General features: G+C 67.3%; 23 protein-coding genes. 6 read left to right on the top strand and 17 right to left on the bottom strand.

Features of this window, described 5'->3' with window-relative positions; all coding sequences use genetic code 11:
* Positions 1–9 precede the first annotated feature (9 nt).
* The 4 genes from dnaJ to hrcA form a co-directional block, all read right to left on the bottom strand.
* A complete protein-coding gene (gene dnaJ / locus F817_RS0101475; RefSeq protein WP_024325981.1) occupies positions 10–1158 on the bottom strand; it encodes a molecular chaperone DnaJ in 1149 nt (382 codons plus the stop codon).
* 140 nt (positions 1159–1298) lie between these two features.
* Positions 1299–3230 carry a molecular chaperone DnaK gene (gene dnaK / locus F817_RS0101470; RefSeq protein ID WP_024325980.1) on the bottom strand — a complete coding sequence of 644 codons (1932 nt, stop codon included), beginning with the start codon at positions 3228–3230 and terminating at the stop codon, positions 1299–1301.
* A 139-nt stretch (positions 3231–3369) separates the two neighbouring features.
* On the bottom strand, positions 3370–3957 hold the full coding sequence (gene grpE / locus F817_RS0101465; RefSeq protein WP_024325979.1) for a nucleotide exchange factor GrpE: 588 nt from the start codon (positions 3955–3957) through the stop codon (positions 3370–3372).
* A gap of 153 nt (positions 3958–4110) precedes the next feature.
* On the bottom strand, positions 4111–5169 hold the full coding sequence (gene hrcA / locus F817_RS0101460) for a heat-inducible transcriptional repressor HrcA (protein ID WP_024325978.1): 1059 nt from the start codon (positions 5167–5169) through the stop codon (positions 4111–4113).
* A 115-nt stretch (positions 5170–5284) separates the two neighbouring features.
* Here hrcA and F817_RS0101455 point away from each other — a divergent pair, with 115 nt between their 5' ends.
* Both F817_RS0101455 and recN read left to right on the top strand, forming a co-directional pair.
* A complete protein-coding gene (locus F817_RS0101455) occupies positions 5285–6163 on the top strand; it encodes an NAD(+) kinase (RefSeq protein WP_024325977.1) in 879 nt (292 codons plus the stop codon).
* 7 nt (positions 6164–6170) lie between these two features.
* Positions 6171–7832 (top strand): DNA repair protein RecN, encoded by a 1662-nt coding sequence (recN, locus tag F817_RS0101450; RefSeq protein WP_024325976.1) that lies wholly within the window; start codon positions 6171–6173, stop codon positions 7830–7832.
* A 185-nt stretch (positions 7833–8017) separates the two neighbouring features.
* Here recN and F817_RS0101445 read toward each other — a convergent pair whose 3' ends face one another.
* Genes F817_RS0101445 through F817_RS0101435 form a run of 3 tightly spaced genes read right to left on the bottom strand, consistent with a single transcriptional unit; the run spans position 8018 to position 9712 of the window.
* Positions 8018–8503: a gamma-glutamylcyclotransferase gene (locus F817_RS0101445; protein WP_024325975.1), complete on the bottom strand. Its 486-nt coding sequence runs from the start codon at positions 8501–8503 to the stop codon at positions 8018–8020.
* Between the two features lie 2 nt (positions 8504–8505).
* Entirely contained in the window at positions 8506–9018 is a 513-nt protein-coding gene (locus F817_RS0101440) for a YcgN family cysteine cluster protein (RefSeq protein WP_024325974.1), read from the bottom strand.
* On the bottom strand, positions 9011–9712 hold the full coding sequence (locus F817_RS0101435) for a hypothetical protein (RefSeq protein WP_024325973.1): 702 nt from the start codon (positions 9710–9712) through the stop codon (positions 9011–9013). The genes F817_RS0101440 and F817_RS0101435 overlap by 8 nt, the downstream gene beginning before the upstream one ends.
* A gap of 102 nt (positions 9713–9814) precedes the next feature.
* Here F817_RS0101435 and F817_RS0101430 point away from each other — a divergent pair, with 102 nt between their 5' ends.
* The 3 genes from F817_RS0101430 (at position 9815) to F817_RS0101420 (ending at position 11738) form a co-directional block, all read left to right on the top strand.
* Positions 9815–10945, top strand: a complete 1131-nt coding sequence (locus F817_RS0101430) for a hypothetical protein (RefSeq protein ID WP_024325972.1) — start codon at positions 9815–9817, stop codon at positions 10943–10945.
* Between the two features lie 92 nt (positions 10946–11037).
* Positions 11038–11253 (top strand): hypothetical protein, encoded by a 216-nt coding sequence (locus tag F817_RS0101425; protein WP_024325971.1) that lies wholly within the window; start codon positions 11038–11040, stop codon positions 11251–11253.
* Between the two features lie 53 nt (positions 11254–11306).
* Positions 11307–11738, top strand: coding sequence for a hypothetical protein (locus F817_RS0101420; RefSeq protein ID WP_024325970.1), 432 nt, complete (start codon positions 11307–11309; stop codon positions 11736–11738).
* A gap of 239 nt (positions 11739–11977) precedes the next feature.
* Here the strand turns inward: F817_RS0101420 and F817_RS0101410 are convergent, their stop codons facing one another.
* Positions 11978–12655, bottom strand: a complete 678-nt coding sequence (locus tag F817_RS0101410; protein WP_024325969.1) for a tetratricopeptide repeat protein — start codon at positions 12653–12655, stop codon at positions 11978–11980.
* 208 nt (positions 12656–12863) lie between these two features.
* Between F817_RS0101410 and F817_RS0101405 the strand changes: the two genes are divergently transcribed.
* Positions 12864–13139 carry a hypothetical protein gene (locus F817_RS0101405; RefSeq protein WP_024325968.1) on the top strand — a complete coding sequence of 92 codons (276 nt, stop codon included), beginning with the start codon at positions 12864–12866 and terminating at the stop codon, positions 13137–13139.
* Positions 13140–13217: 78 nt separating this feature from the next.
* Here the strand turns inward: F817_RS0101405 and F817_RS0101400 are convergent, their stop codons facing one another.
* The 9 genes from F817_RS0101400 to F817_RS0101355 all read right to left on the bottom strand — a co-directional run bounded on the left by F817_RS0101400 (position 13218) and on the right by F817_RS0101355 (position 21971).
* The gene (locus F817_RS0101400) at positions 13218–13406 is read right to left on the bottom strand and encodes a hypothetical protein (RefSeq protein ID WP_018865780.1); all 189 of its coding nucleotides are present in this window, start codon (positions 13404–13406) and stop codon (positions 13218–13220) included.
* Positions 13407–13615: 209 nt separating this feature from the next.
* Positions 13616–15733, bottom strand: a complete 2118-nt coding sequence (locus tag F817_RS0101390) for a TonB-dependent receptor domain-containing protein (RefSeq protein ID WP_024325967.1) — start codon at positions 15731–15733, stop codon at positions 13616–13618.
* Positions 15734–15988: 255 nt separating this feature from the next.
* Positions 15989–16162 carry a hemin uptake protein HemP gene (gene hemP / locus F817_RS13920; RefSeq protein ID WP_018175863.1) on the bottom strand — a complete coding sequence of 58 codons (174 nt, stop codon included), beginning with the start codon at positions 16160–16162 and terminating at the stop codon, positions 15989–15991.
* Positions 16159–16575 carry a biopolymer transporter ExbD gene (locus tag F817_RS0101380; protein ID WP_024325966.1) on the bottom strand — a complete coding sequence of 139 codons (417 nt, stop codon included), beginning with the start codon at positions 16573–16575 and terminating at the stop codon, positions 16159–16161. The genes hemP and F817_RS0101380 overlap by 4 nt, the downstream gene beginning before the upstream one ends.
* Positions 16576–16578: 3 nt before the next feature.
* A complete protein-coding gene (locus F817_RS0101375) occupies positions 16579–17328 on the bottom strand; it encodes a MotA/TolQ/ExbB proton channel family protein (protein ID WP_024325965.1) in 750 nt (249 codons plus the stop codon).
* 42 nt (positions 17329–17370) lie between these two features.
* Positions 17371–18075 carry an energy transducer TonB gene (locus F817_RS0101370; protein WP_369774196.1) on the bottom strand — a complete coding sequence of 235 codons (705 nt, stop codon included), beginning with the start codon at positions 18073–18075 and terminating at the stop codon, positions 17371–17373.
* A gap of 492 nt (positions 18076–18567) precedes the next feature.
* Entirely contained in the window at positions 18568–19050 is a 483-nt protein-coding gene (locus F817_RS0101365; RefSeq protein WP_024325963.1) for a peptidylprolyl isomerase, read from the bottom strand.
* Positions 19051–19155: 105 nt separating this feature from the next.
* Positions 19156–21066 carry a molecular chaperone HtpG gene (htpG, locus tag F817_RS0101360; protein WP_024325962.1) on the bottom strand — a complete coding sequence of 637 codons (1911 nt, stop codon included), beginning with the start codon at positions 21064–21066 and terminating at the stop codon, positions 19156–19158.
* Positions 21063–21971, bottom strand: coding sequence for a 23S rRNA (adenine(2030)-N(6))-methyltransferase RlmJ (locus tag F817_RS0101355; RefSeq protein WP_024325961.1), 909 nt, complete (start codon positions 21969–21971; stop codon positions 21063–21065). The genes htpG and F817_RS0101355 overlap by 4 nt, the downstream gene beginning before the upstream one ends.
* Positions 21972–22031 lie beyond the last annotated feature (60 nt).

Raw genomic sequence — 22031 nt, 5'->3', positions numbered from 1 at the left:
GAGGCGGGGCTATTTGGACCAGAAGTTCAGGTCCTCGAAAAAGCCCTTCACCCCGTCCAGCCAGGAGTGTGCCTGCGGGCTGTGCTTGGTCCCGCCGGCCTGGGTGGATTCCTCGAACTGGCGCAGGAGCTGCTTCTGCTCCTTGGTCAGGTTGATCGGCGTCTCCACCACGACGCGGCAGATCAGGTCGCCGACGCCGCCGCCATGCACCGACTTCACGCCCTTGCCGCTGACCCGGAACTGCTTGCCGGTCTGGGTCTCCGCGGGGACCTTGAGCTTGACCCGGCCGTCCAGGGACGGGACCTCCAGCTCGCCCCCGAGGGCGGCGGTCGCGAACGACACCGGCACCTCGCAGTGCAGGTCCGAACCGTCGCGGCGGAACAGCTTGTGCGGCTTGACCCGCACCTGCACGTAGAGGTCGCCGGGCGGGCCGCCGTTCATGCCCGCCTCGCCCTGCCCGGCCAGGCGGATACGGTCGCCCGAATCGACCCCGGCCGGAATCTTCACGTCCAGCGTGTTCTGTTCCTGCACCCGGCCCTTGCCATGGCAGGACTTGCAGGGGCTGGAGACGATCTTGCCGGAGCCCTCGCAGCGCGGGCAGGTCTGCTGCACCGAGAAGAAGCCCTGCTGGATGCGCACCTGGCCCACACCGTTGCAGGTCGGGCAGGTCTCCGGGGAGGTACCCGGCTCGGCGCCCGATCCGTCGCAGGCCTCGCAGCTCACCGTGGTCGGAATGCGGATCTTCACCTCGGTGCCGAACACCGCCTCTTCCAGCGTGAGGTCCAGGTTGTATTGCAGGTCGGAGCCGCGATAGGCCCGTTGCCCGCGGCCGCCCCCGCCACCCCCGAAGATATCGCCAAAGATATCCTCGAAGATGTCGCTGAAGTTGGAGGCCCCGGCACCGCCGCCAAAGCCGCCGGCCGAGCCATCGACGCCGGCATGGCCATAGCGATCGTAGGCGGCGCGCTTCTGGTCGTCGCTGAGGACGTCGTAAGCGGCACGGGCCTCCTTGAACTTGGCCTCGGCCTCCTCGTCCCCCGGATTGCGATCCGGGTGGTACTTCATCGCCAGGCGGCGAAAGGCCTTCTTGATATCGGCGGCCGAGGCGTCCTTGGAGACACCCAGCACCTCGTAGTAGTCGCGTTGTGACATGGTCATTCCCATCTAGCCCGAATGTTTGCGTGAACGCGGAGCGCCTTCACGCAAACGCCCGGAGGGTACCCCGGGCGCGGCGTTAAAACGACAGGGAAACGCAGGTCTCCCTGGCGGTGGGGCACCAGGCCCCACCGAGTGTGGCATCAGCCCTGCTTTTTCTGGTCGTCGTCGACTTCCTCGAACTCGGCGTCCACGACGTCGTCACCCTGCTGGCCACCTTCGGCCTGCTCGGCCCCGGCCTCGCCCGCGCCATCGGCGCCCTGGGCGTAGGCCTTCTCGGCCAGCTTGCCGGAGGCCTCGGCCAGCTTCTGCGTGGCCTGCTCGATGGCGTCGGCGTCCTCGCCTTCCATCGCGGTCTTGACCTCGGCCACCGCCGACTCGATCGCGGAGCGCTCGTCGTCGGAGACCTGGTCGCCCAGATCCTTCAGCGACTTCTCGGCGGAGTGCACCAGAGCATCGGCCTGGTTGCGCGCCTGGACCAGCTGCTGGAACTTCTTGTCTTCCTCGGCATGTGCCTCGGCGTCCTTGACCATCTGTTCGACTTCCTCGTCGGACAGGCCGGAGGAGGCCTTGATGACGATCTTGTTCTCCTTGCCGGTGGCCTTGTCCTTGGCCGAGACGTTCAGGATGCCGTTGGAGTCGATGTCGAAGGTAACCTCGATCTGCGGCACGCCGCGCGGCGCGGCCGGGATGTCCTGCAGGTCAAAACGGCCCAGCGACTTGTTGGCGCTGGCCATGTCGCGTTCACCCTGCAGCACGTGCACGGTCACCGCGGTCTGGTTGTCCTCGGCGGTGGAGAAGACCTGGTTGGCCCGGGTCGGGATGGTGGTGTTCTTCTCGATCAGCTTGGTCATCACGCCGCCCATCGTCTCGATCCCGAGCGACAGCGGGGTCACGTCCAGCAGCAGCACGTCCTTGACGTCGCCGCCCAGAACGCCGGCCTGCACCGCGGCGCCGACCGCAACGGCCTCGTCCGGGTTCACGTCCTTGCGCGGCTCCTTGCCGAAGAACTCCTGCACCGCCTCCTGCACCTTGGGCATGCGGGTCTGGCCACCGACCAGGATCACGTCGTCCACCTCGGAGGCGGACAGGCCGGCATCCTTCAGCGCGACCTTGCACGGCTCGATGGAGCGCTTGACCAGATCCTCGACCAGGCTCTCCAGCTTGGCGCGGGTGATCTTCAGCGCCAGGTGCTTGGGTCCGGTGTTGTCGGCGGTGATGTACGGCAGGTTCACCTCGGTCTGCTGGCTGGAGGACAGCTCGATCTTGGCCTTCTCGGCGGCTTCCTTCACGCGCTGCATCGCCAGCGGGTCGCCCTTGATGTCGATGCCCTGGTCCTTCTTGAACTCGTCGACCAGGTAGTCGATCAGGCGATTGTCGAAGTCCTCGCCACCGAGGAAGGTGTCCCCGTTGGTCGCCAGCACCTCGAACTGATGCTCGCCATCCACCTCGGCGATCTCGATGATGGAGATATCAAAGGTACCGCCACCCAGGTCATACACAGCGATCTTGCGATCGCCACGCTTCTTGTCCATGCCATAGGCCAGCGCGGCCGCGGTCGGCTCGTTGATGATCCGCTTGACCTCGAGACCGGCGATCTTGCCGGCATCCTTGGTCGCCTGGCGCTGGGAGTCATTGAAGTAGGCCGGGACGGTGATCACCGCCTCGGTGACCTCTTCCCCGAGGTAGTCCTCGGCAGTCTTCTTCATCTTCTGCAGCACGCGCGCCGAGATCTCCGGCGGGGCCATCTTCTTGCCCTGCACCTCGATCCACGCGTCGCCGTTGTCGGCCTTCACAATGTTGTAGGAGACGAGCTTGATGTCCTTCTGGACCTCGCCTTCGTCAAACTTGCGGCCGATCAGCCGCTTGGCCGCGAACACGGTGTTCTGCGGGTTGGTGACCGCCTGGCGCTTCGCGGACTGGCCAACCAGCACCTCGCCGTCGTCACTGAACGCGACGATGGACGGGGTGGTACGGGTGCCTTCCGCGTTCTCGATGACCTTGGCCTGGTCACCTTCCATTACGGCGACGCAGGAGTTGGTGGTCCCGAGGTCGATACCGATGATCTTGCCCATGATTAAAATCTCCTGATGCGAAAAAGTGGCGCTGCAGAGCTTCGTTCTCTGCCAACTTGTACGGGAATCTGGGGCCCCGGGCCGGGTTTTCAAGGGCCGGGGTGTCACCCCGCCCGAAAACCGGCCCCGAAAGACCGCGTCAGGCGCTTTCGTCGATATTCGGGGAGGTCGGTGCCTTGGAAACCACGACCATGGCCGGGCGGAGCACGCGTCCCTGCAGCAGGAATCCCTTCTGCATGGTGGCCACCACGGTGTTCGGCGGATTCTCCGGGTCCTCCTGCATGGACATCGCCTGGTGACGCTCCGGATCGAAACGCTGGCCGGTCGGGTCCTCGGCCTGGATGCCGAACTTCTCGAAGACCTTGTTCAGATTCTTCAGGGTCAGCTCGGCACCCTCGATGATGCGCTCGACATCCTGGGTCTCGCGCGCGGCCTTCAGGCCCATCTCCAGCGAGTCGCTGACCTCCAGCATCTCGGAGGCAAACTTCTCCATCGCGTACTTGTGGGCGTTTTCCAGCTCGCGCTCAAAGCGCCGGCGCTGGTTCTCCAGTTCCGCCTGGGCACGCAGGGCCTGGTCGCGGCGCTCCTCGGCCAGGGCCTCGAGCTCCTGCAACCGGTCTTCCGTGGCGTCCGCGCCCTCGTTCCCCGCCTCGGCGGCCGCGCCGGCCTCTTCGTTCCGGGTCTCGAGCTCTTCCGGTTGTTCCTGTGGTTCCCGCTGTTCGGACATGTCGGCCTCGCGAATCGAATGAAAAATGAAACCGCCCGCCGGCTCGCCAACCGGCCGGCAGGGTGAATTCGGCTTGACTACGTGGAGAGTGGGGGCACCTGCCCGGGTTTCAAGGGCGGCGCGACCGGCGTTGTGATTTTCGCGCGCCGTCCGCTATTTCGGGTCGTTCGCCGGGTGATCGCCCAGCGCCGAACCCAGCAGGCGCGCGGTCACGTCCACGATCGGGATCACCCGGTCGTAGGACATGCGCGTGGGGCCGATCACGCCGAGGACGCCCACCACCTCGCCGTCGACACTGTAGGGCGCGGTCACCACCGAGCAGTTCTCGAACCAGTCCAGCCCGGACTCGCGACCGATAAAGATCTGCACCCGGTCGCTGCGGATACACTGGTCGAGGATGCCCAGGATCTCCTGCTTCTCGTTGAAGGCCTCCAGCAGCTGGCGCAGGCGTTCCATGTCCGCCAACTCCTCGTAGCCGAGCAGGTGGGTCTGGCCGGCCACGACCACGTCGTCCGGGTCCTCGTCGCCGACCGCCTGCTCGCCGAGGTCGATCGCCGCCAGCATCATCGCGTCCAGGTCGTCGCGCACGTCACGCATCTCGCGCAGCAGTTCGGCGCGCACCGCATGCAGGCTCTTTCCGGCCAGGTGCGCATTGAGGTAGTTCGCCATGCGCTGAAGCTCGTCCTGGCCGAAGTCGCGCTCCAGCTCCAGCACGCGGTTCTGCACTTCCTTGCCGTCGATCACCAGGATCGCGAGGATGCGGCCCTCGCCCAGACGCAGGAACTCGATCTGGCTCAGCGCCACATTGCGGTGGCGTGGCAGGCGCACCATCCCGGCCATGCGCGTGACGCGCGACAGCAGGTTGCTGGTGGTATCCATCAGGTCCTGGGTGCTGGCGTTCGGGTCGAACCCGGACTGGATGGCGCGGATCTCCTCCGGCGAGGGGTTGCGCACCTCCAGCAGGCTGTCGACGAACAGCCGGTAGCCGGCGGGGGTCGGGATGCGCCCGGCCGAGGTATGCGGCGCCTGGATCAGGCCCATGTCCTCGAGATCCGCCATCACGTTGCGCACGGTGGCGGCACTCACGCTGAGCCCCGAGGTCCGGGCCAGGGTGCGCGAACCGACGGGCTGGCCGTCCCGGATATAGCTCTCGATCAGGGTCCGCAGCAGGGTACGGGCCCTGGCGTCCAGATTGATGAAAGCGTTTTCCATGGGTCGTCAGCGCTCCACTCGGTCGAGTGCCTGGGAACTACAGTCTTGGATCGTGCCGGTATCAGGTCAAGAAACCCCGGGTGCAGTCGCGGTCCCTTTTCCGGATAATGCCGGCATGATGCCAGACTTCAACAAGGTCGGGCTGGTCGGCAAAACCAGCGACTCGCGCACCGCCCCGCTGGTCGCGACGCTCGTCGGTCTGCTCCAGGAACGCGGGCGCCAGGTCTTCATGGAACAGGAGATCGACGGCTACGAGCGTCCCGACAGTGTCGGGCTCCTGGCACTGAACGAGCTGGCGCGCGAGGTCGACCTGCTGATCGTGATCGGCGGCGACGGGACCCTGCTGGCCACGGCACGCGAGGTGGCCGATGCCGACACGCCCCTGCTGGGCATCAACCTGGGCCGCCTCGGCTTCCTGGTGGATGTCTCGCCGGATACCGCCCCGGAGGAACTGGGCGAGGTGCTGGACGGGGCCTTCGAACGCGAACCGCGCGCCATGCTGGAGGCCGAGCTGATCCGCGACGGCGTGACCATCCATCGCGGCATCGCCCTGAACGACGTGGTCCTGCACGTGCTGAGCGTCGTACGCATCATCGAGTTCGACACCGCGATCGACGGCATGGATGTCGGACGCCTGCGCGCCGACGGGCTGGTCGTCGCCACCCCCACCGGCTCCACCGCCTACGCGCTGTCCGCCGGCGGGCCGATCCTGACCCCCCAGCTGGACGCGATGGTGCTGGTGCCGGTCTGCCCGCACAGCCTGAATCACCGGCCGCTGGTGGTCAGCGGCCGTTCCACCATCGAGATCCGCCTGTCCAGTGGCAGCCGTTCGCCGGCCCAGATCGCGCTGGACGGCCAGGAGAACGTGGACTTCGCCCCCGGCGACCTGCTGCGCATCCACCGCCGCGAACAGGCCCTGACCCTGATCCATCCCCGCGAACACCACTTCCTGCGCGTGCTCCGCACCAAGCTGCGCTGGGGCGAGCAGCCCTGATCCCGCCATGCTGCGACTGATCAGCATCCGCGATTTCGCGATCATCGACCGGCTGGAGCTGGAGCTGGACACCGGCCTGAGCGCCCTGACCGGCGAGACCGGGGCCGGCAAGTCCATCCTGATCGACGTGATCGGCCAGCTGCTGGGCGACCGCGCCGACGCCGGCATGGTGCGCGAGGGCGCCGAACAGGCCGACCTGTCCGCCGAGTTCGCCCTGCCGGAACACGGCCCGGCCACCCACTGGCTGGCCGAACAGGAGCTGGGCGACGATGACGACGATCACGTACTGCTGCGCCGCGTACTGACCCGTCAGGGCAAGAGCCGCGCCTGGATCAACGGCCGTCCGGTCGCCGTCGGGCAGCTGCGCGCCCTGGGCGAGTGGCTGGTGGACATCCACGGCCAGCACGCGCACCAGCAACTGCTGCAGCGCGACACCCAGCGCCACTGGCTGGACGGCTTTCTCGACGGCCACCCGGTCGCCGATGTCCGCGGGGCCTACCGCGCCTGGCGCGAAGCGGCGCGCACCCTGGAACAGGCGCGCGAGGCCCAGGCCGACACCTCCGACCGCCTGGACCTGCTGCGCTTCCAGACCGGCGAGCTGGCCGAACTGGCGCCAGTCGCGGACGAATACCCGCAACTGCTGACCGAGCAGAACCAGCTCGCCCACGGCACCGAGGTCCTCACCGCCCTGCAAACCGCCAGCCAGCAGATCGAGGACGACAGTGGGCTGGACACGCAGCTGGGCCAGGTCCTGCACGCCCTGCAGGACGCCGCGCAGCACGACGAACGGGTCAACCCGGCGATCGAGCTGCTGGAATCCGCGCGCATCCAGATCGACGAGGCCGGCGACACCCTGCGCCGCCTGGCCGATGGCATCGAGCTGGACCCGGAGCGCCTCGCCGAACTGGATACCCGCGTCAGCGAATACCTCCGTCTGGCGCGCAAGCACCGAATCGAGCCCGAAGCCCTGCCCGGGCTGTACGACGACCTGCAAACGGAGCTGGACGCCCTGGAGAACGGCGACCAGACGGTCGAGGCCCTGGAGGCCCGCGAGCAGGAGACCCGCGCGCAGTTCGATGCCGCCGCCGCCGCGCTTACCCAGGCCCGCCAGCAGACGGCAGAACGCATCGGGCAGGCGGTCACCGAGACCATGCAGGAACTGGGCATGGCCGGCGGCCACTTCGAGATCGGGGTCGAGCCCGCCGACAAGCCGCAGGCACACGGCGTGGACCACATCGAATTTCGCGTGGCCGCGAACCCCGGCGCCACGCCGCAGCCGATGGCCAAGGTCGCCTCCGGCGGCGAACTCTCGCGCATCGGGCTCGCGCTGCAGGTACTGGCCAGCCAGCAGGAGACCGTACCCACGCTGATCTTCGACGAGGTCGACAGCGGCATCAGCGGCGCGGTCGCCGAGGTCGTCGGGCGCAAGCTGCGCACCCTGGGCGAGCGCCATCAGGTCCTGTGCGTGACCCACCTCGCCCAGGTCGCCGCCCAGGCGCACCAGCAGCTGGAGGTGCAGAAGTCGCACGCCGAGGACGGCACCCGCACCGCGATCCAGCCGCTGGACGACGAACGCCGCGTGGAGGCCCTGGCCCGCCTGATCGGCGGGACCCAGCTCACCGAGACCACCCGCACCCACGCCCGCGAACTCCTCGCCTCCGCCGGCTAGCGCCTCCCCGGAACCACGAATACCAGGGAAACCGTAGGATGCGATGAGCGCAGCGAATCGCATCGTTCAAGACGTGGCACTCACCCCATGGGCCACCCGATGCGATTCGCTGCACTCATCGGCATCCTACCGCTTTCGGACCGGGCCGTCGGCGTTTCGGGACCACAATGAACGCGCTGTCCGGATCAGGACCGCGCCGGCCAGGCCCCATCCGGCAAGTAGCGCGCATCGGGCGGCAACTGCGGCATCCAGTACACCCACAGGGCCCGGGGTCCCTCCTCCGTCCAGGCGGGAACCAGTGCGCGGCGATATTCCCCGCGGCGGTCGCGACGCAGGCCTTCGAGGGCGTCCACTGGCGGCAGGGTGCAGGCCGGGTCGGGCAGGCGGATCCATTCGCCCTGGACGCGGCCGCAGGCATCCCCGGCCCGCCCGGGTGGCACCGGGTTCCGGACGAGCCGCTGGCGCCCTGCATCGCGCACGGGATCGGGGCCCGCCTCCAGCAGGATGCTGTCGCCGGGGATCTGTACGGCCGGATAGCCCACGGACAGATCAAACATCGTTCCGGCGATCGACGCGGTGCGTATCTTGGTCGCGCGCTCGCAGAACGCACGGTGGTTGGCGAAGCCGCGCTTGAGCGTCCCGTAGACGAACAGGTCCACCACTGCCGGCATGGCTACTCCCGCGGCAGACGGACCACCGGGCGCCACAGGCGCGCGGACTCGGGCACCTCGCCGGGCCAGTCCACCACGTAGTCGATCAGCGGCAGGTCCGGCGCGTCCTGCTCGCGGATCACGCGCCCGGCCACCGACACCCGGGCACGGCGGACCGTCTGCGGGTCACCGCTCAGAAGCGGGTGCCAGGTCGGCAGCGGATGGCCCTCGAAGCGCAACCGATAGGCACAGGTCGGCGGCAGCCATTGGTAGTGCGGCAGATCCTGTCGTGTCAGCTGGATACAGTCCGGCACGAAGTCGCGGCGGTTCGCATAGTCCGAGCAGTAGCCGGTCTCGCAGTCGAGCAGGTCGCAGGCCAGCCAGGTGAAGGCGAGCTCGCCGGAGTCCTCGTCTTCCAGCTTGTGCAGGCAGCAGCGGCCGCAGCCATCGCACAGGGCTTCCCACTCGGCATGGGTCAGGCTCTCGAGCGGGCGCTCCCAGAACGGGCGGTCATCCGTCGGGCTCGACTCACTCATGATCCCCGTGATCCTCGCCCAGGCGACGACGCCCCTCGTCGCGCAGGCGTTCCACCGTCTGCCCCCAGCGTTCCTGGGTAACGTAATGCATCAGCACGCGGCCGCGGCGCGGGACGAGGATCGCGAGTCCGTCCTCGGGGTAGAGCCAGTAACTGTGATCGGAGTCGATACGCATCCGCTCGCGCGGCTCGCCGAAACGCTCGGCGATCAGATCCTCGGTCCAGCGCGCGCGCGGGATGTAGCTCATCTCGACGATCGGCACGTTGCCCAGCGAGGTCAGGGCATCGTCGCTCAGCCCGTAGCGCCGGGCCCCGCTGGGCATCGGACGCTCGGAGGTCGTCTCGGATTCGATCCGGTCCAGCGCGGCGTCGTCCAGATCCGGGCGCAGGATCAGGTTGGCCTCGAACGGCGGGATGCGCGCGTTCACGTAATAGGCCTCCAGCGAGCGCGAGCCATCGGCATCCACGAACAGGCGGATGTCCGGTACCGGCAGGCGGTGCATCAGGTCGGCCATGGTGGTCTCGCCCAGCACGACCCCCAGCACCCGCGTGCGTTGACGATCCCCGACCTCGATCTGCCAGGGCAGATCGGAGAAATGCTGGCTGCGCATCCCGCCCGGGTTGGAATAGACCCACATGGCCAGGGCCAGGATCACTCCCATCACCACCAGCCCGACAATCCAGCGCACGCCCATACCGCGATTCCCCTCGAGACAACGTAAGGCCCGCCCGTGGCGGGCACTGCGCGCCGCCTCGTATAATGCGACGCTCGCCCGACCACCGGATAACAGCCCGCCATGTTCGCACGTTTGTCTGCCTGGATCACCGCCCGTTCTGTCCCCGGGGAAAGCAGCGGGCGGATCCTGATCCTGGGCCCGCGGGCCACCCTCGAGGCCGCAGCGGACTGGCTGCAGGAGCTCGCCGGCAGGAACGGACCCATCGCACTGGGCGTCACCGACTGCCGTCAGGATCGCGAGGCCGAGGGCCTGATGGATGGCGTCCCGGCGCTGGCCTTGCACCCCGAGCTGGCCGCGACACGCCTGGGCCGCCTGCAACCGCGCGCCGTCGTGGTCATCGGTACCCTGCATGCCGGCCACGGCGACCTGGGGCCAGCCCTCGACACGCTTGCGGTGCCCCGTATCTGGGTCAATGCCGAGGGCGACGGCGCGACCGGCACGCAGTGGAACGCACGGTTCGCCGCGCGCGAGGGCGCCCATGAAGGCGCCGAGGTGATCGGCGACCCAATCGCCGGCGCCGTGGAACTACCCCCGGCCCCGTCCGGAGACGGCGTGTTCTGCGAGCGCTTCCGCGAGTACCACGAGAAGGGTCACCCGATCCTGCTCGCGCCCAATACCGGCCCCGGCGAGGAGGCCTTCGCCTTCGCCGTGCTGTTCGCGATGCTGCGCAAGAGCGCCGCCATCCTGCTGCTGGCACCGGCCGACCCGGCGCGCCACGAGCCGGTCTACCGTGACGCGATCAAGTACTCGCTGCCGATCATCCGCCACAACCGCTTCATGACGTCCTTCGTGCCGCGCAAGAACCGGGTCTACTACATCGAGGACCCGGAGACCCTGCACGCGGCCTACGCCTGCGCCGACGTGACCCTGCCAGGCGGCACCCTGGCCGCCAGCGAGACACCCCCGGACCTGGGTCTGCCCTTGGCCTGCGGCAGCGCGGTGATCTGCGGTCCGGCGGAAAACGAACGCCACCCGGATGCCGCCACCCGCCTGCGCATGGCCGCCGAACACACCGGACTGGTTGCCCGTGGCGAGGACCCCGAGCAGGTGGCCGACGAACTCCTCGCGCGTCTCGCGGAAGGGATCGACCCACAGGCCCGCCGGGAACGCCTCGTGGAATGGCAGGCCCGCCAGGCGGGCGCGCGCGATATCGTGCAAGCCCGTCTGCAGGCCCTCCTGGACACCGCCTGACCGCCGCCTGGGCCGCCGGGAGGTGAAGTGCAACTAATTGATCTATAATCGGGTCATACCGTTGCAACCGCAAGCACAACAGGCTCGAAACCATGATCGACGCAAGCGCCTCCCTCGCGGGCATCCAGAAGGGCATCACCAACATGCGCCAGCAGGCCCACACGGTGGCCACCGAGAATGCCGGCAGCCGCGAGAGCACGGGTGCCCAGGTCGGCATGATCGCCAGCCAGAACCAGGTCGAGGCCTCGGTGAAGACCCTGCAGGCCGAAGATCAGATGGTTGGCGCGCTGCTGGACGTACGTGCCTGACCCCGGACAACGATTGACACACCGAACGATCAGGAGGCTCGCCGAGTAACGCGATGGAAGTCCCGGTCACCAATCCTTCGGCTGCGGTACCGGTCGGCACACGCCCGACCGGCAGTGACCGGCTGGGCCTGGGGCAGCTCTCCACGCCGGCCGACTTCGATCGCCCACTGAACGACCCCGAGGCCGGCGAGGCCCGCCGGCCGATCGAGGATCGCACGGAACAGGACGAGAATCGCCGCGGCGATGCCGAGCAGGATCAGGGCCTGGCCTTCCCGCCGCGCTCGGAGCAGGAAATGGCCTCGCGCGCCCGCGTGGCGGCCCAGATCGAGGCCTTCCGCAGCGGTAACGATGCCACCGACGCCCCGGCCGACGGCGGCCCGCTGGGCGGCGGCGGGGTCGAGGCGCTGCGCCGTCGTGTGGAGCTCGCGGTCAGCCTGGCCGGCCCGGCCGAGGAACCGCGCCGCGAACTGAACGTGGTGATTTAGCCCTCCGCGAAGCGCACGAAAAAGATCCACAGCGCTTCACAGGAAGGCTGGAAGATCGGAAGAGGCGCGTTTGGGTCCTGCGCAGTGACCTGAATCCCTGCGTGATATGCCATATCCCACGCTTTCATCATCCCGAACACCCCGCCGCACCGATCACCCGTCATCGCGCGGCGCCGTGGCGATCGGCAGGCGAGAGCAACCCCGCCAATCCGCACTTCCCTGACAGGCGGCCGTGCCGGCTACTGCAGGCGCGGCGCTGCCTTGGCCTGTGCCTGATTCCGCAGCCACTCCTGGGCGCGTTCGCCCGCGTGCAGACGCTCGTCGGGACTGAGCTCCCGTGCCACACGCTCTCGGTGACGCGCCGCGCTCGCGACCCCCATCTCCGCCGCAATCGCATACCACTTGAACGCCGACACGTCGGAACGCTCCATCCCCTCGCCCATGGCGAACAGGCGCGCGAGATTGGCGGCGCCGCGACCTTCGCCGGCCTCGGCCGCCAGCAGGTACCATTGGGCCGCCTGCTCCGGATCCTGCGGCAGGCCCCGACCCTCGTCGAACTTGAGCCCCAGATTGAACATGGCCTGGGCGTTTCCACGCTCCGCCGCGATATGGAACCAGCGCGCCGCCTCGTTGGGGTTCGCCTCCAGCCCGTCTCCCTGCTCGAACAGAACCGCCAGATTGAAGGCCGCATCCGGGAAACCGGCCTCGGCCGAACGCTGGTACCACTGCGCAGCCTCGAGCGGATCCCGCGGCAGGTACCGCCCCTCGTCCAGCAGCACCCCGAGATTGAAGGCGCACTGGGGCTCACCGGCCTCGGCTCCCTCGCGCCAGAGGGCCATCGCGGCGTCATGCTCACCCCGGGCCCAGGCGTTGCGGGCCTGGTCGAGAAGGACTTCGAGCTGGGAAGGTTGGGTCATCACTGCGATCCGGAATTGTCTGGTCACCACTTTAGCGGCCGCTCGCCGGGGCGTCGACAAACCGCACGGGGATACGTGACGAGCGCCACGACGGCCCGACGAGGCCTGATTCTGTGACGCATTTCCGGAAACATAGCAGGGGGCGTGATGGTCACGAGGGATGAACGCAGTCTTTCGTTCGCATTCACCCCAATGGACAGGAGTTTCCATGAAGCATTCCACCAAGATCCTGGCGGCCACGGCCATCGCACCCTTCGTCTTCCTGATGGGCTGCTCCGACGGCGACATGGGCATGGAGGAGTTCGAGGAGCAACAGATGCAGGAACAGCCCGGAACCGGTGAAGGCGGCATGCAGAGCGCCCCGCCGCCCGAGGACGACATGCAGCAGCCACCGGAAGGCGGGATGCAGCAACAGCCGCCGACGGACGACGGCATGGACGAACAGGGCGGCTCCCTCGCACCCGAGGGCGATGGCAACCGCTGACGCCCAAACCAGGGTGGACACAAAGAAGCCCCGATACGCCGCGCGTGCCGGGGCTTCTGCATCCTGCAGGACAGTGAATCAGTCGCTGAAGGTGTCTTCCATCTCGTCGCCGGCATCCTCCATCGCATCGCCGGCGTCGTCCATGGCGTCATCAATGTTCTCGCCCGCTTCTTCCGCCGGGCCCTGATTGTCACAACCCGCGAGGGTGGCACTGCCCAGGGCCATCATCAGGGCGAGCATCAGGATCGTCAGTCGTGATTTCCACATGGTGTTCTCCTTTACCGTCAAGGTCCTTTCTCGCTTCCTCCCCAGCACCCGACAGTTACCCGTCGAGGAGGGGACACTCGGGGCTTTCGACCCGGAAACGCACTATACGATCCATCTTCCCGAAACCCTGCCGTCCAGACTGTGACGAGCTGCCGGATCCGCTTACCCCGTACAAGAAGACCGCAGTCTGCAATTCAAGGGACACCGACTCAGAACCGGTGCGTTAACCCGACCGAGAACGTACGCGGTTCGTTGGGCCGGGCACCGTCCGGGGAACGGGAGATGATCCTTTGCTCATCCAGCACGTTGCTCACCCGGGCATAGAGGTCGGTGTTCCTGCCCAGGGGATACTGGCTCACCAGGTCGATCGTGGTCAGCGACTCGGTGCGGTCGAATGCGCCCGCGCTCCGGTTACAGCCATCGCTGTTGCAGGTCGCGTCGATGTACTTCACGACCGCGTAGTGGTTCCAGCCACTCGCGTGCTCGAGGCCCCCTCGAAGGCTGAACTGGTGGCGCGGGACCCCCTGCAAGCGATCGCCTTCTTGCTGCCCCGAGGCCGGGTTGTCCGCGCTGGCCTCGGCACGGGTGTAGGTGTAGCTGGCCTCCAGGGGCGCGTGGAAGGATCCCAGATCCATCCCCGTGGAGGCCCGCAACTCCAGTCCGGAGATGACCGCCTCCCCGGTCGTGAAGGTCCCGGAGGTGGAACCGTCCGAGCAGGGCGTCGCCACCGAGCAGTTCTGCACAAAGTCGGAGAAATCGCTGTAGAAACCAATCGCCTCGACAAACGCATGGTCGCCCTGATACCGCGCGCCCAGTTCCCAGTTGGTACTGGTTTCTGGATCCTGTTCTTCGGTCGCGCCGCCCCCCAGGGGAGCAAACCCACGATGAACCCCGGCCAGCAGTTGCCAGCGATCCGTGAAGTCGTAAGTTAGCGAGGCCCCCGGCAGCCAGACGCTGCTGGAGTTGGAGCGCCGCGAATCCACGACGTTACGCTGCGTGTCGGCATACTGAGTCCGCGAGGTCTCGACATCCTCGTAGCGCAGCAGCAGGTTGGCGGTCAGCCGGTCACTGACGTACCACTCGTCGGCGAGCCAGAAGCTCCGGGCCTGCGCATCCTCGAACCGGTTGTTGCTGCCCGTCGGCTGGATGGTCTCCTGGTAGACCAGGGAACCGTTGACCTGATCGTAGATGTCGTCCGGCTGGAAGCGGTCCATCTCGTCCTGGTGATAGCGGGCACCCGCACGCAGCCAGTGGTCCCCGAAGTCCATGCCCAGTTCGGTCTGGATGCCCTCGGACACATACTCACGGTTGTTGTTGCGGTAGGTCAGCCCCGCCACATCGTCCTCGCCCCGGAGGATTCGTTGCGCGGTCGCGTCGCCCCGATTGGCGTCGTCAATGAACGAGCCGCCCCCGCCCAGCTTGAACCAGTTTCGGGCGAATTCGTTGCGGTACAACGTGGTGGTCATGCGCACGCGCTCGGACCAATCGATGTCATGCGTGACGCTCAGACCGAGGTGGTCGTTCTCCATCTGATCGATCTCGGACAGGCCATAGCGCCGATTGGGGTCACGCGCGAAATCCGCGTCGGTCAGGCCAAGATAGGTCTCGTTGGACGTTTCCTCCGAGTACTGGACCTTGGCCTCGATGCTCTGGCGCTCGCCATCCCAGCGCAGCTTGCCGACATAGTCCTGGATGTCGTAGCCGGTATCGCGGTTGCTGCGATCGATGTCCTTGAAGCCGGCCCCGTTGCGCTGGACGGTCTCGACCATGTAGCTCCAGTCACCGGAGCGATCCCCGAACATCGCGTGCACGTCGGTGCCGCCCCGATCGTTCACCACCGTCTCGATGGAGCCTCCGCGTTCCCGGGGGATGGGCGTGGATACCAGATTGATCACGCCCCCGGTGGTCTGCGGCCCGTGGCGCAACAGCGGGGCCCCCTTGAGCACTTCGATCTCGCTGACCCGCATCGTGGTCGGGAAATAGTAGGCCGCCGGGTTGGAATACGGTGCCGGGGCGATCAGCACGTTGTCCTCCATCAGGGTCACCTTGCTGCTGCGGCCCGGAGGCGCCGCACGGATCCCGATATTGGGGCGCAGACCCGCCCCGTCTTCCTCCTGCACGTACACGCCGGGCACGGTCTTGAGCGCCTGGTGGATGTCCGTGGTCCCTTCGGTTTCCAGCTGTTCGCGACCCACCACGGCCGCCGAGCCGGGCAGGCGCTGCGTCGCGGTCACGTCTCCGAGGATCTGCACCGGCGCCAGCCGGGCCTCGGTTCCGGACTCGGCGGTCGGGGCGGCCTCGTCGGCATGCAGCGCGGGAATCCCCACGGCCCCGGCAATTGCGAGTACGACGGCACGTCGCCTCCATACCCCGGAGTTGCGCGAGTGGTCGGCGGGTCGTGCGATTCGGCGGCTTGCCAGATGGTTTCGAGCCATGGTTGTCTCCCTTGAGTTGGCCAGCATCAACACCGCCACGGACGCCGGGGCGCCGCGGATCGGTGACGGATTGGAGGCTGGCTGAGGGAGAGGCTCCCCTGGCTGGCAGGTGCCACGGTGTGGACCGTGGCCGGTGTTTCACGGGGTTTACTTGGTCAGGATCAGCTTGTCGTTGGCGGTCCGGCGCAGGGTGTACCACTCGCCGCGGTGGCAGATGCGGATCTGCCGCGCGGAGCCCAGCAGCTGCTCGCTGGCGATCTCGCGCGGGCCCGGATCCTGGCGGACAGCCGGCTTGCCGGGTGGATGCGTTCCGGAATTCATTGTTCCCCCTCCGGTTCGGAGACGAAGGCCATGCGGCTCACCCCGGACTGGCGCACCTCGGCCATCACCCGGGCCAGGCGTTCGTAACGCGTGTCACGATCCGCGCGCAGATAGATCGCGATGTCGGGTTGTGCCTCCAGCGCGTCGCGCAGGCGCGCCGGTAGGCGTTCCAGCGAGACCGACTCGTTGTTCCAGTACAGATCGCCGCTTCCGTCCAGGGACAGCGTCACGCTGTCCGGGAGCTCGTCCACCGGCTCGCTGGTGGCCTGGGGCAGATCCAGATCCACCGAGTGGCTAATCACCGGTGCAGTGATGATGAAGATCACCAGCAGCACCAGCATCACATCCACCAGCGGGATCACGTTCATGTCCGACATTGGCTCGCTGGTGTCGCCCATGCGTCCGAAGGCCATGGCTTAGCCCTCCTGGTGCAGGCCGTCGTCCGGCAGTGCATGCGGATCGGTGCGGCGGTCACGCGCCTCGCGCGCATTGCCGGGCTTCAGGTCAGAGTGCATCAGCAGCGCATGCACATCGTGTGCGAAGGCCTCGAAGTCCTGGTGCAGCAGGCGCTGGGCGCGATTGAAGATATTGAAAAAGGCCACCGCCGGGATCGCCGCGGCCAGACCGGCGGCGGTCGCCACCAGGGCCTCGCCGAGCGGACCCGCCACCAGATCCATGGACACCGACGACTCCCGTGAAATGTCGATCAGGGCGCCATGGATACCCCAGACGGTACCGAGGAGTCCGACAAAGGGCGCCAGCGCCCCGACCGACGCGAACACGATGTTGCCGGCCTGCATGCGCAGCAGCTGCCGGTCCATGGCCTGGCGAATCCGGCGCACCACGTGGTCGTCCAGACGCTGTTCGGCCTTGTCCGAGCCGTCGCGCACACCGCGGTAGTCGTCGAACGCGGCAAACGCCTCCTGACCGATCACCGCCAGCGGGCCGCGCTGGTCGTGGATCGCGTCGTGGAAGGCCGGGGCCGTCTGGCTGGCATCGAAGGCCGCCAGCGTGGCGCGGTTGTCCCGGCGCACGCCCAGCAGCGTGAACAGCTTGCTCGCGGCAATCGCCCAGGTCGCACCCGACATCAGCAACAAGACGGCGAAGACCGCGACCAGCACCGGGTCGCCATGGCGAAACACGTAGAAAACATCGAACTCGTTCATGCAATCACCCTCGGCGGCGCACCCTTTCCGGAAGTCGCCTTTTCATCGAATCGAAAATTCCATCGGCACCAGCACCACACCCTCCACCGCGCGTCCCCCACGGCGGGCAGGCTCGAACTCCCAATGCTCGATCGCTGCCTCGGCGGCATCGTCCAGGCGCCGGTGGCCGCTGCTCTCCTCCACCGACCAGTCCAGCGGCCGCCCCTGCGCGGAGACCCGCACTCGCAGCAGAACGGTACCCTCCTCACCACGGCGCAACGAGATTCGCGGATAGTCCGGCGGCGGGTTGTTCAGGTACTCCGCCCCGAACCCCGGCTCGTCGAAGGGCTCGTCCTCTTGGCCCGCCGGCCCACCGGGGGCCGCCTCCGTCGCCGGCTCCTGGTCTTCGGCCGGCCCGGACGCGCCCGAACGACTCGGTTCTGGCTCTGGCTCTGGCTCTGGCTCTGGCTCTGGCTCCGGCTCCGGCTCCGGCTCCGGCTCTGGCTCCGGCTCCGGCTCTGGCTCCGGCTCCGGCTCTGGCTCCGGCTCCGGCTCCGGCTCCGGCTCCGGCTCCGGCTCTGGCTCTGGCTCCGGCTCCGGTTCCGGTTCCGGTTCCGGTTCCGGTTCCGGTTCCGGTTCCGGTTCCGGTTCCGGTTCCGGTTCCGGTTCCTCAAGTGTCTCGGTCACGGCGTCGGGTTCAACGACCGCCGTTTCTTGCCCGGTCGGGTCAGGCAACACCGCGTCCAGTTCGACCCAGTGTGCCTCCATGCCCCCGCCCCGGGTGCCAGCCAACTCCGGTGCGGCATCACGCATCACCCATAGCGAGCCCAGTATCCCGCCGTGCAGCGCGAAGCTCACGGCCACGCCCAGCGCCAACGCACGACGACTGCCGGAAGGGGATATGGAAAAACGGTGGGTCATGGATGAGCTAGCTCGCCGCAGGACACGAATGTATAGACGCCTTGACCGAAGAGAAGCTAACCCGCTCGCACATCGGCGCGTATGGGTCACGCATCTCCCGGAATCCGACTATCGCGGCTGGCCGGCGGATTGCCAAGCGCTCTGCCCACGAACAGAGCGCACACTACCCTTAATGCGAATGGTTTGCAATACCAATCGCATATGGCGCCATTCGCTCCGGATCGATACGCGGCAGCCCGGGTCAACTTTCCTCGGGTCCAAACGATAAAACCCGCCCCGGCGGCACCGGGGCGGGTCGAAAAAGGCGGCTAGGCCGGCGGTATCGCCGGCCCGGCGCGATCAGTGCTGGTGACCGCCCTCGCCGTGAGCGTGGCCGTGTTCCAGCTCTTCCGCGGAGGCCTCGCGGACCTCGACGATCTCGACGTCGAAGTTCAGGGTCTCGCCGGCCAGCGGGTGGTTCCCGTCGACCGTGGCCGTATCACCCTCGACCTTGGTCACGGTGACGGTCAGCGGCCCGTTCTCGGTCTGCGCCTGGAACTGCATTCCCGGCTCGACGGATTCGACGCCCTGGAAGGCATCCATCGGGATCTCCTGGACCATGGCATCGATCTTCTCGCCATAGCCTTCTTCCGGGGAGACCTTCGCCTGGACCTTGTCACCGGCGGCCTTGCCCTCCAGCTCCTTTTCCAGGCCCGGGACAATCTGGCCCTGCCCGTGCAGGTAGGCCAGCGGCTCGCGGCCTTCGGAGCTGTCGATCTTCTCGCCAGCATCGTTGGTCAGGGTGTAGTGGATGGCCACCACGGCGTTCTGCGCGACTTGCATGGGCTTTGCCCTCTTAATACATGAACTTGTAAGGGTAACGTGGAACACGGCCCCGCGTCAGGTCCACCCGCCGGACATGCGGTTTCCGACGGGTGGCGGACCGCGTCAGGCGGCCTTTTGCAGCAGGAGCCGGTTGAGCCGCGCGACGAACCCGGTCGGGTCCTCCAGCTGCCCGCCCTCGGCCAGCAGGGACTGCTCGAACAGCAGCGAGGCGAGATCGTTGAAGTCGTCGCCCTCGGCGGCCTTGAGGCGTTCCACCAGCGGGTGCCCCGGATTGACCTCCAGCACCGGCTTGCCGGAGAAGGTCTCCTGGCCGGCCTGCTTGAGCAGTTCCTGCAGGTACAGGGCCATCTCGTGCTCGCCGAGCACGATACAGGCCGGGGACTCCACCAACCGCCGCGAGGGCCGGACGCTCTCCACGCGGTCGCCCAGGGCCTGCTGCAGCCGTTCCGGCAGATCGCCCAGGTCTCCCTCGGCGGCTTGTTCGCCGGTGTCGTCCTTCTGTTCGGTGTCCTCGCCGATGATCTTGTCCAGATCCAGATCACCCTTGGCGACGTTCTTGATCGGCTTGCCATCGAACTCTCGCAGGTGCGACAGCAGCCACTCGTCGACCCGGTCGGACAGCAGCAGGACCTCGATCCCGTGCTTGCGGAAGACCTCCAGGTGGGGGCTGTTGCGCGCGGCGGAGGCGTTGTCGGCGGTAATCACGTAGATCGCTTCCTGGCCTTCCTTCATGCGCTCGACGTAGTCCGCCAGCGCCACGTTCTGGGTGTCATCGCCGTTATGCGTGCTGGCAAAGCGCAGCAGCTTCGCAATGGCCTCCTGGTTGGCGAAGTCCTCGCCCGGGCCCTCCTTCAGCACCCGCCCGAAGTTCTTCCAGATCTCGGCGTACTTCTCGGGTTCGTTGTCGGCGATCGACTGCAGCAGGCCGAGGATCTTCTTCACCGAGCCGGAGCGGATCGAGTCCACCAGGCGGTTGTCCTGCAGGATCTCGCGCGAGACGTTCAGCGGCAGGTCGGCCGAATCCACCACCCCGCGCACGAAGCGCAGGTAGTTGGGCAGCAGCTTCTCCGCGTCGTCCATGATGAACACGCGCTTCACGTAGAGCTTGACCCCGTGGCGGGCGTCACGGTCCCACAGGTCGAAGGGCGCGCGCTTCGGGATGTAGAACAGCGTGGTGTATTCCTGCCGTCCCTCCACGTGGTTGTGGGTCCAGGCGATGGGGTCCTCGAAGTCGTGGGCGACGTGCTTGTAGAACTCGCGGTATTCCTCGTCGCTGATCTCGGCCTTCGAACGGGTCCACAGCGCGCTGGCGCGGTTGACCGTCTCCCATTCGTCGGTGGGTTTGCCCTCGTCATCCTGCTTGCGCATGCGGATCGGGAACGCCACATGATCCGAATAGCGCCCGATGATGTGGCGCAGGCGCATGGGTTCGAGAAACTCGTGGGCGTCTTCCTTCAGCGTCAGCGTGATCTCGGTACCGGCCTCGGCCCGCTCGCACGGCGCCAGCGTGTATTCGCCATCGCCGGCCGACTCCCAGCGTGTCCCCTCGCTAGGCTCGCTACCGGCCCGGCGCGTCTCCAGGCGCACCCGGTCGGCCACGATGAACGAGGAATAGAAGCCCACGCCGAACTGCCCGATCAGCTGGGAGTCTTTCTTCTGGTCACCGGTCAGCTTTTCCAGAAACGCCTTGGTGCCCGAGCGTGCAATGGTCCCGATATGCTCCACCACCTCGTCGCGCGACATGCCGATACCGTTGTCGCGCACGGTAACCGTGCGGGCCTCCGGGTCCACCTCGACATCAATCGCCAGCTCGGCCGGCTGCGGGATCGCATCCGGCTGCGCGAGGGCCTCGAAGCGCAGCTTGTCGCAGGCATCGGCACCATTGGAAATCAGCTCGCGCAGGAAGATCTCGCGGTTGGAATAAAGCGAGTGGATCATCAGCTGCAGAAGCTGGCTGACCTCGGTTTCGAAGCGGCGGGTCTCGGGTTTCGGTTCGGTCTGGGTTTCGCTCATGGCCTGCTCGTCCCTTGTTTGATGTCGACACGTCGCAAGGTAGGGTCACCCACGCCGTTTTCAAGGACCGCGGCCTGATACAGCCCGCCCCCGCCTTCCGGGTCCAGCAGCTGCCACACAGGCGCCAGCACCTCGGGCAGACGCGCCTCCAGTTGCCACGGCGGACGCAGCACCAGCATCCCCGAACCCGCCAGCCCAAAATGGCGCTCGGGGTCGGGGGCAATGCGCAGCTCGCTGACCAGCCACGGATCGTCGAGCTCCGCCCGCAACTGCTCGCGCATGGCGTGATCCGGTCGCCCTGCGAGGATCGGGTACCAGACCAGAATGATCCCCGTGTTCCAGCGCCGGCGGATGGTGGCCACCATCCCGGCCACTTCGCGGTATTCCGCCTTGCGTTCATAGGACGGGTCGAGCAGCGCGAGGCCGCGGCGCGGCTCCGGCGGGAACAGAGCCCGCGCCGCCTCGCGCGCGTCGCGCTTGTGCACGTGGCAGCGGGCGTCGCCGCCAAGGCGAGCCTGCAGCCGTTCGTAGGCCTCGGGGTGCAGCTCGCATGCGACCAGGCGGTCGCGCTCGCGCAACCGCGCCTGGATCAGCAACGGCGAGCCCGGATACTCCGTCAGGCGGGGCGCCCTCGGTTGCATCGCCAGCATCGTGCCCAGGAAGTCCCGGACCGCGACCGGCAGGGTCGACTCCGCCGCCCAGAGGCGTCCGATTCCGCTGGTGGCCTCGTCGGTCTTGCGCGCCCGTGCGCCCGTCAGGTCGTACCCGCCGGCACCGGCATGCAGATCCAGCGCCACGAAGGGCTTGTCACGCCCACGCAGGGCTTCCAGCACCTGCCACAGAACCAGGTGCTTGTGCACATCGGCGAAATTGCCCGCGTGGTAATCATGTTGGTAGCTGAGCATGCGTCCCTCAAACAAAAAGCCACCGCGAGCGTAGCCGCGGTGGCTCAAGAAGGACAGCCC

The organism is Thioalkalivibrio sp. AKL19 (genome assembly GCF_000420165.1).
Taxonomy (GTDB): domain Bacteria; phylum Pseudomonadota; class Gammaproteobacteria; order Ectothiorhodospirales; family Ectothiorhodospiraceae; genus Thioalkalivibrio.
The sequence above is the reverse complement of the archived record's forward strand: the minus strand, read 5'-3'. Positions and strand labels throughout refer to the sequence as shown.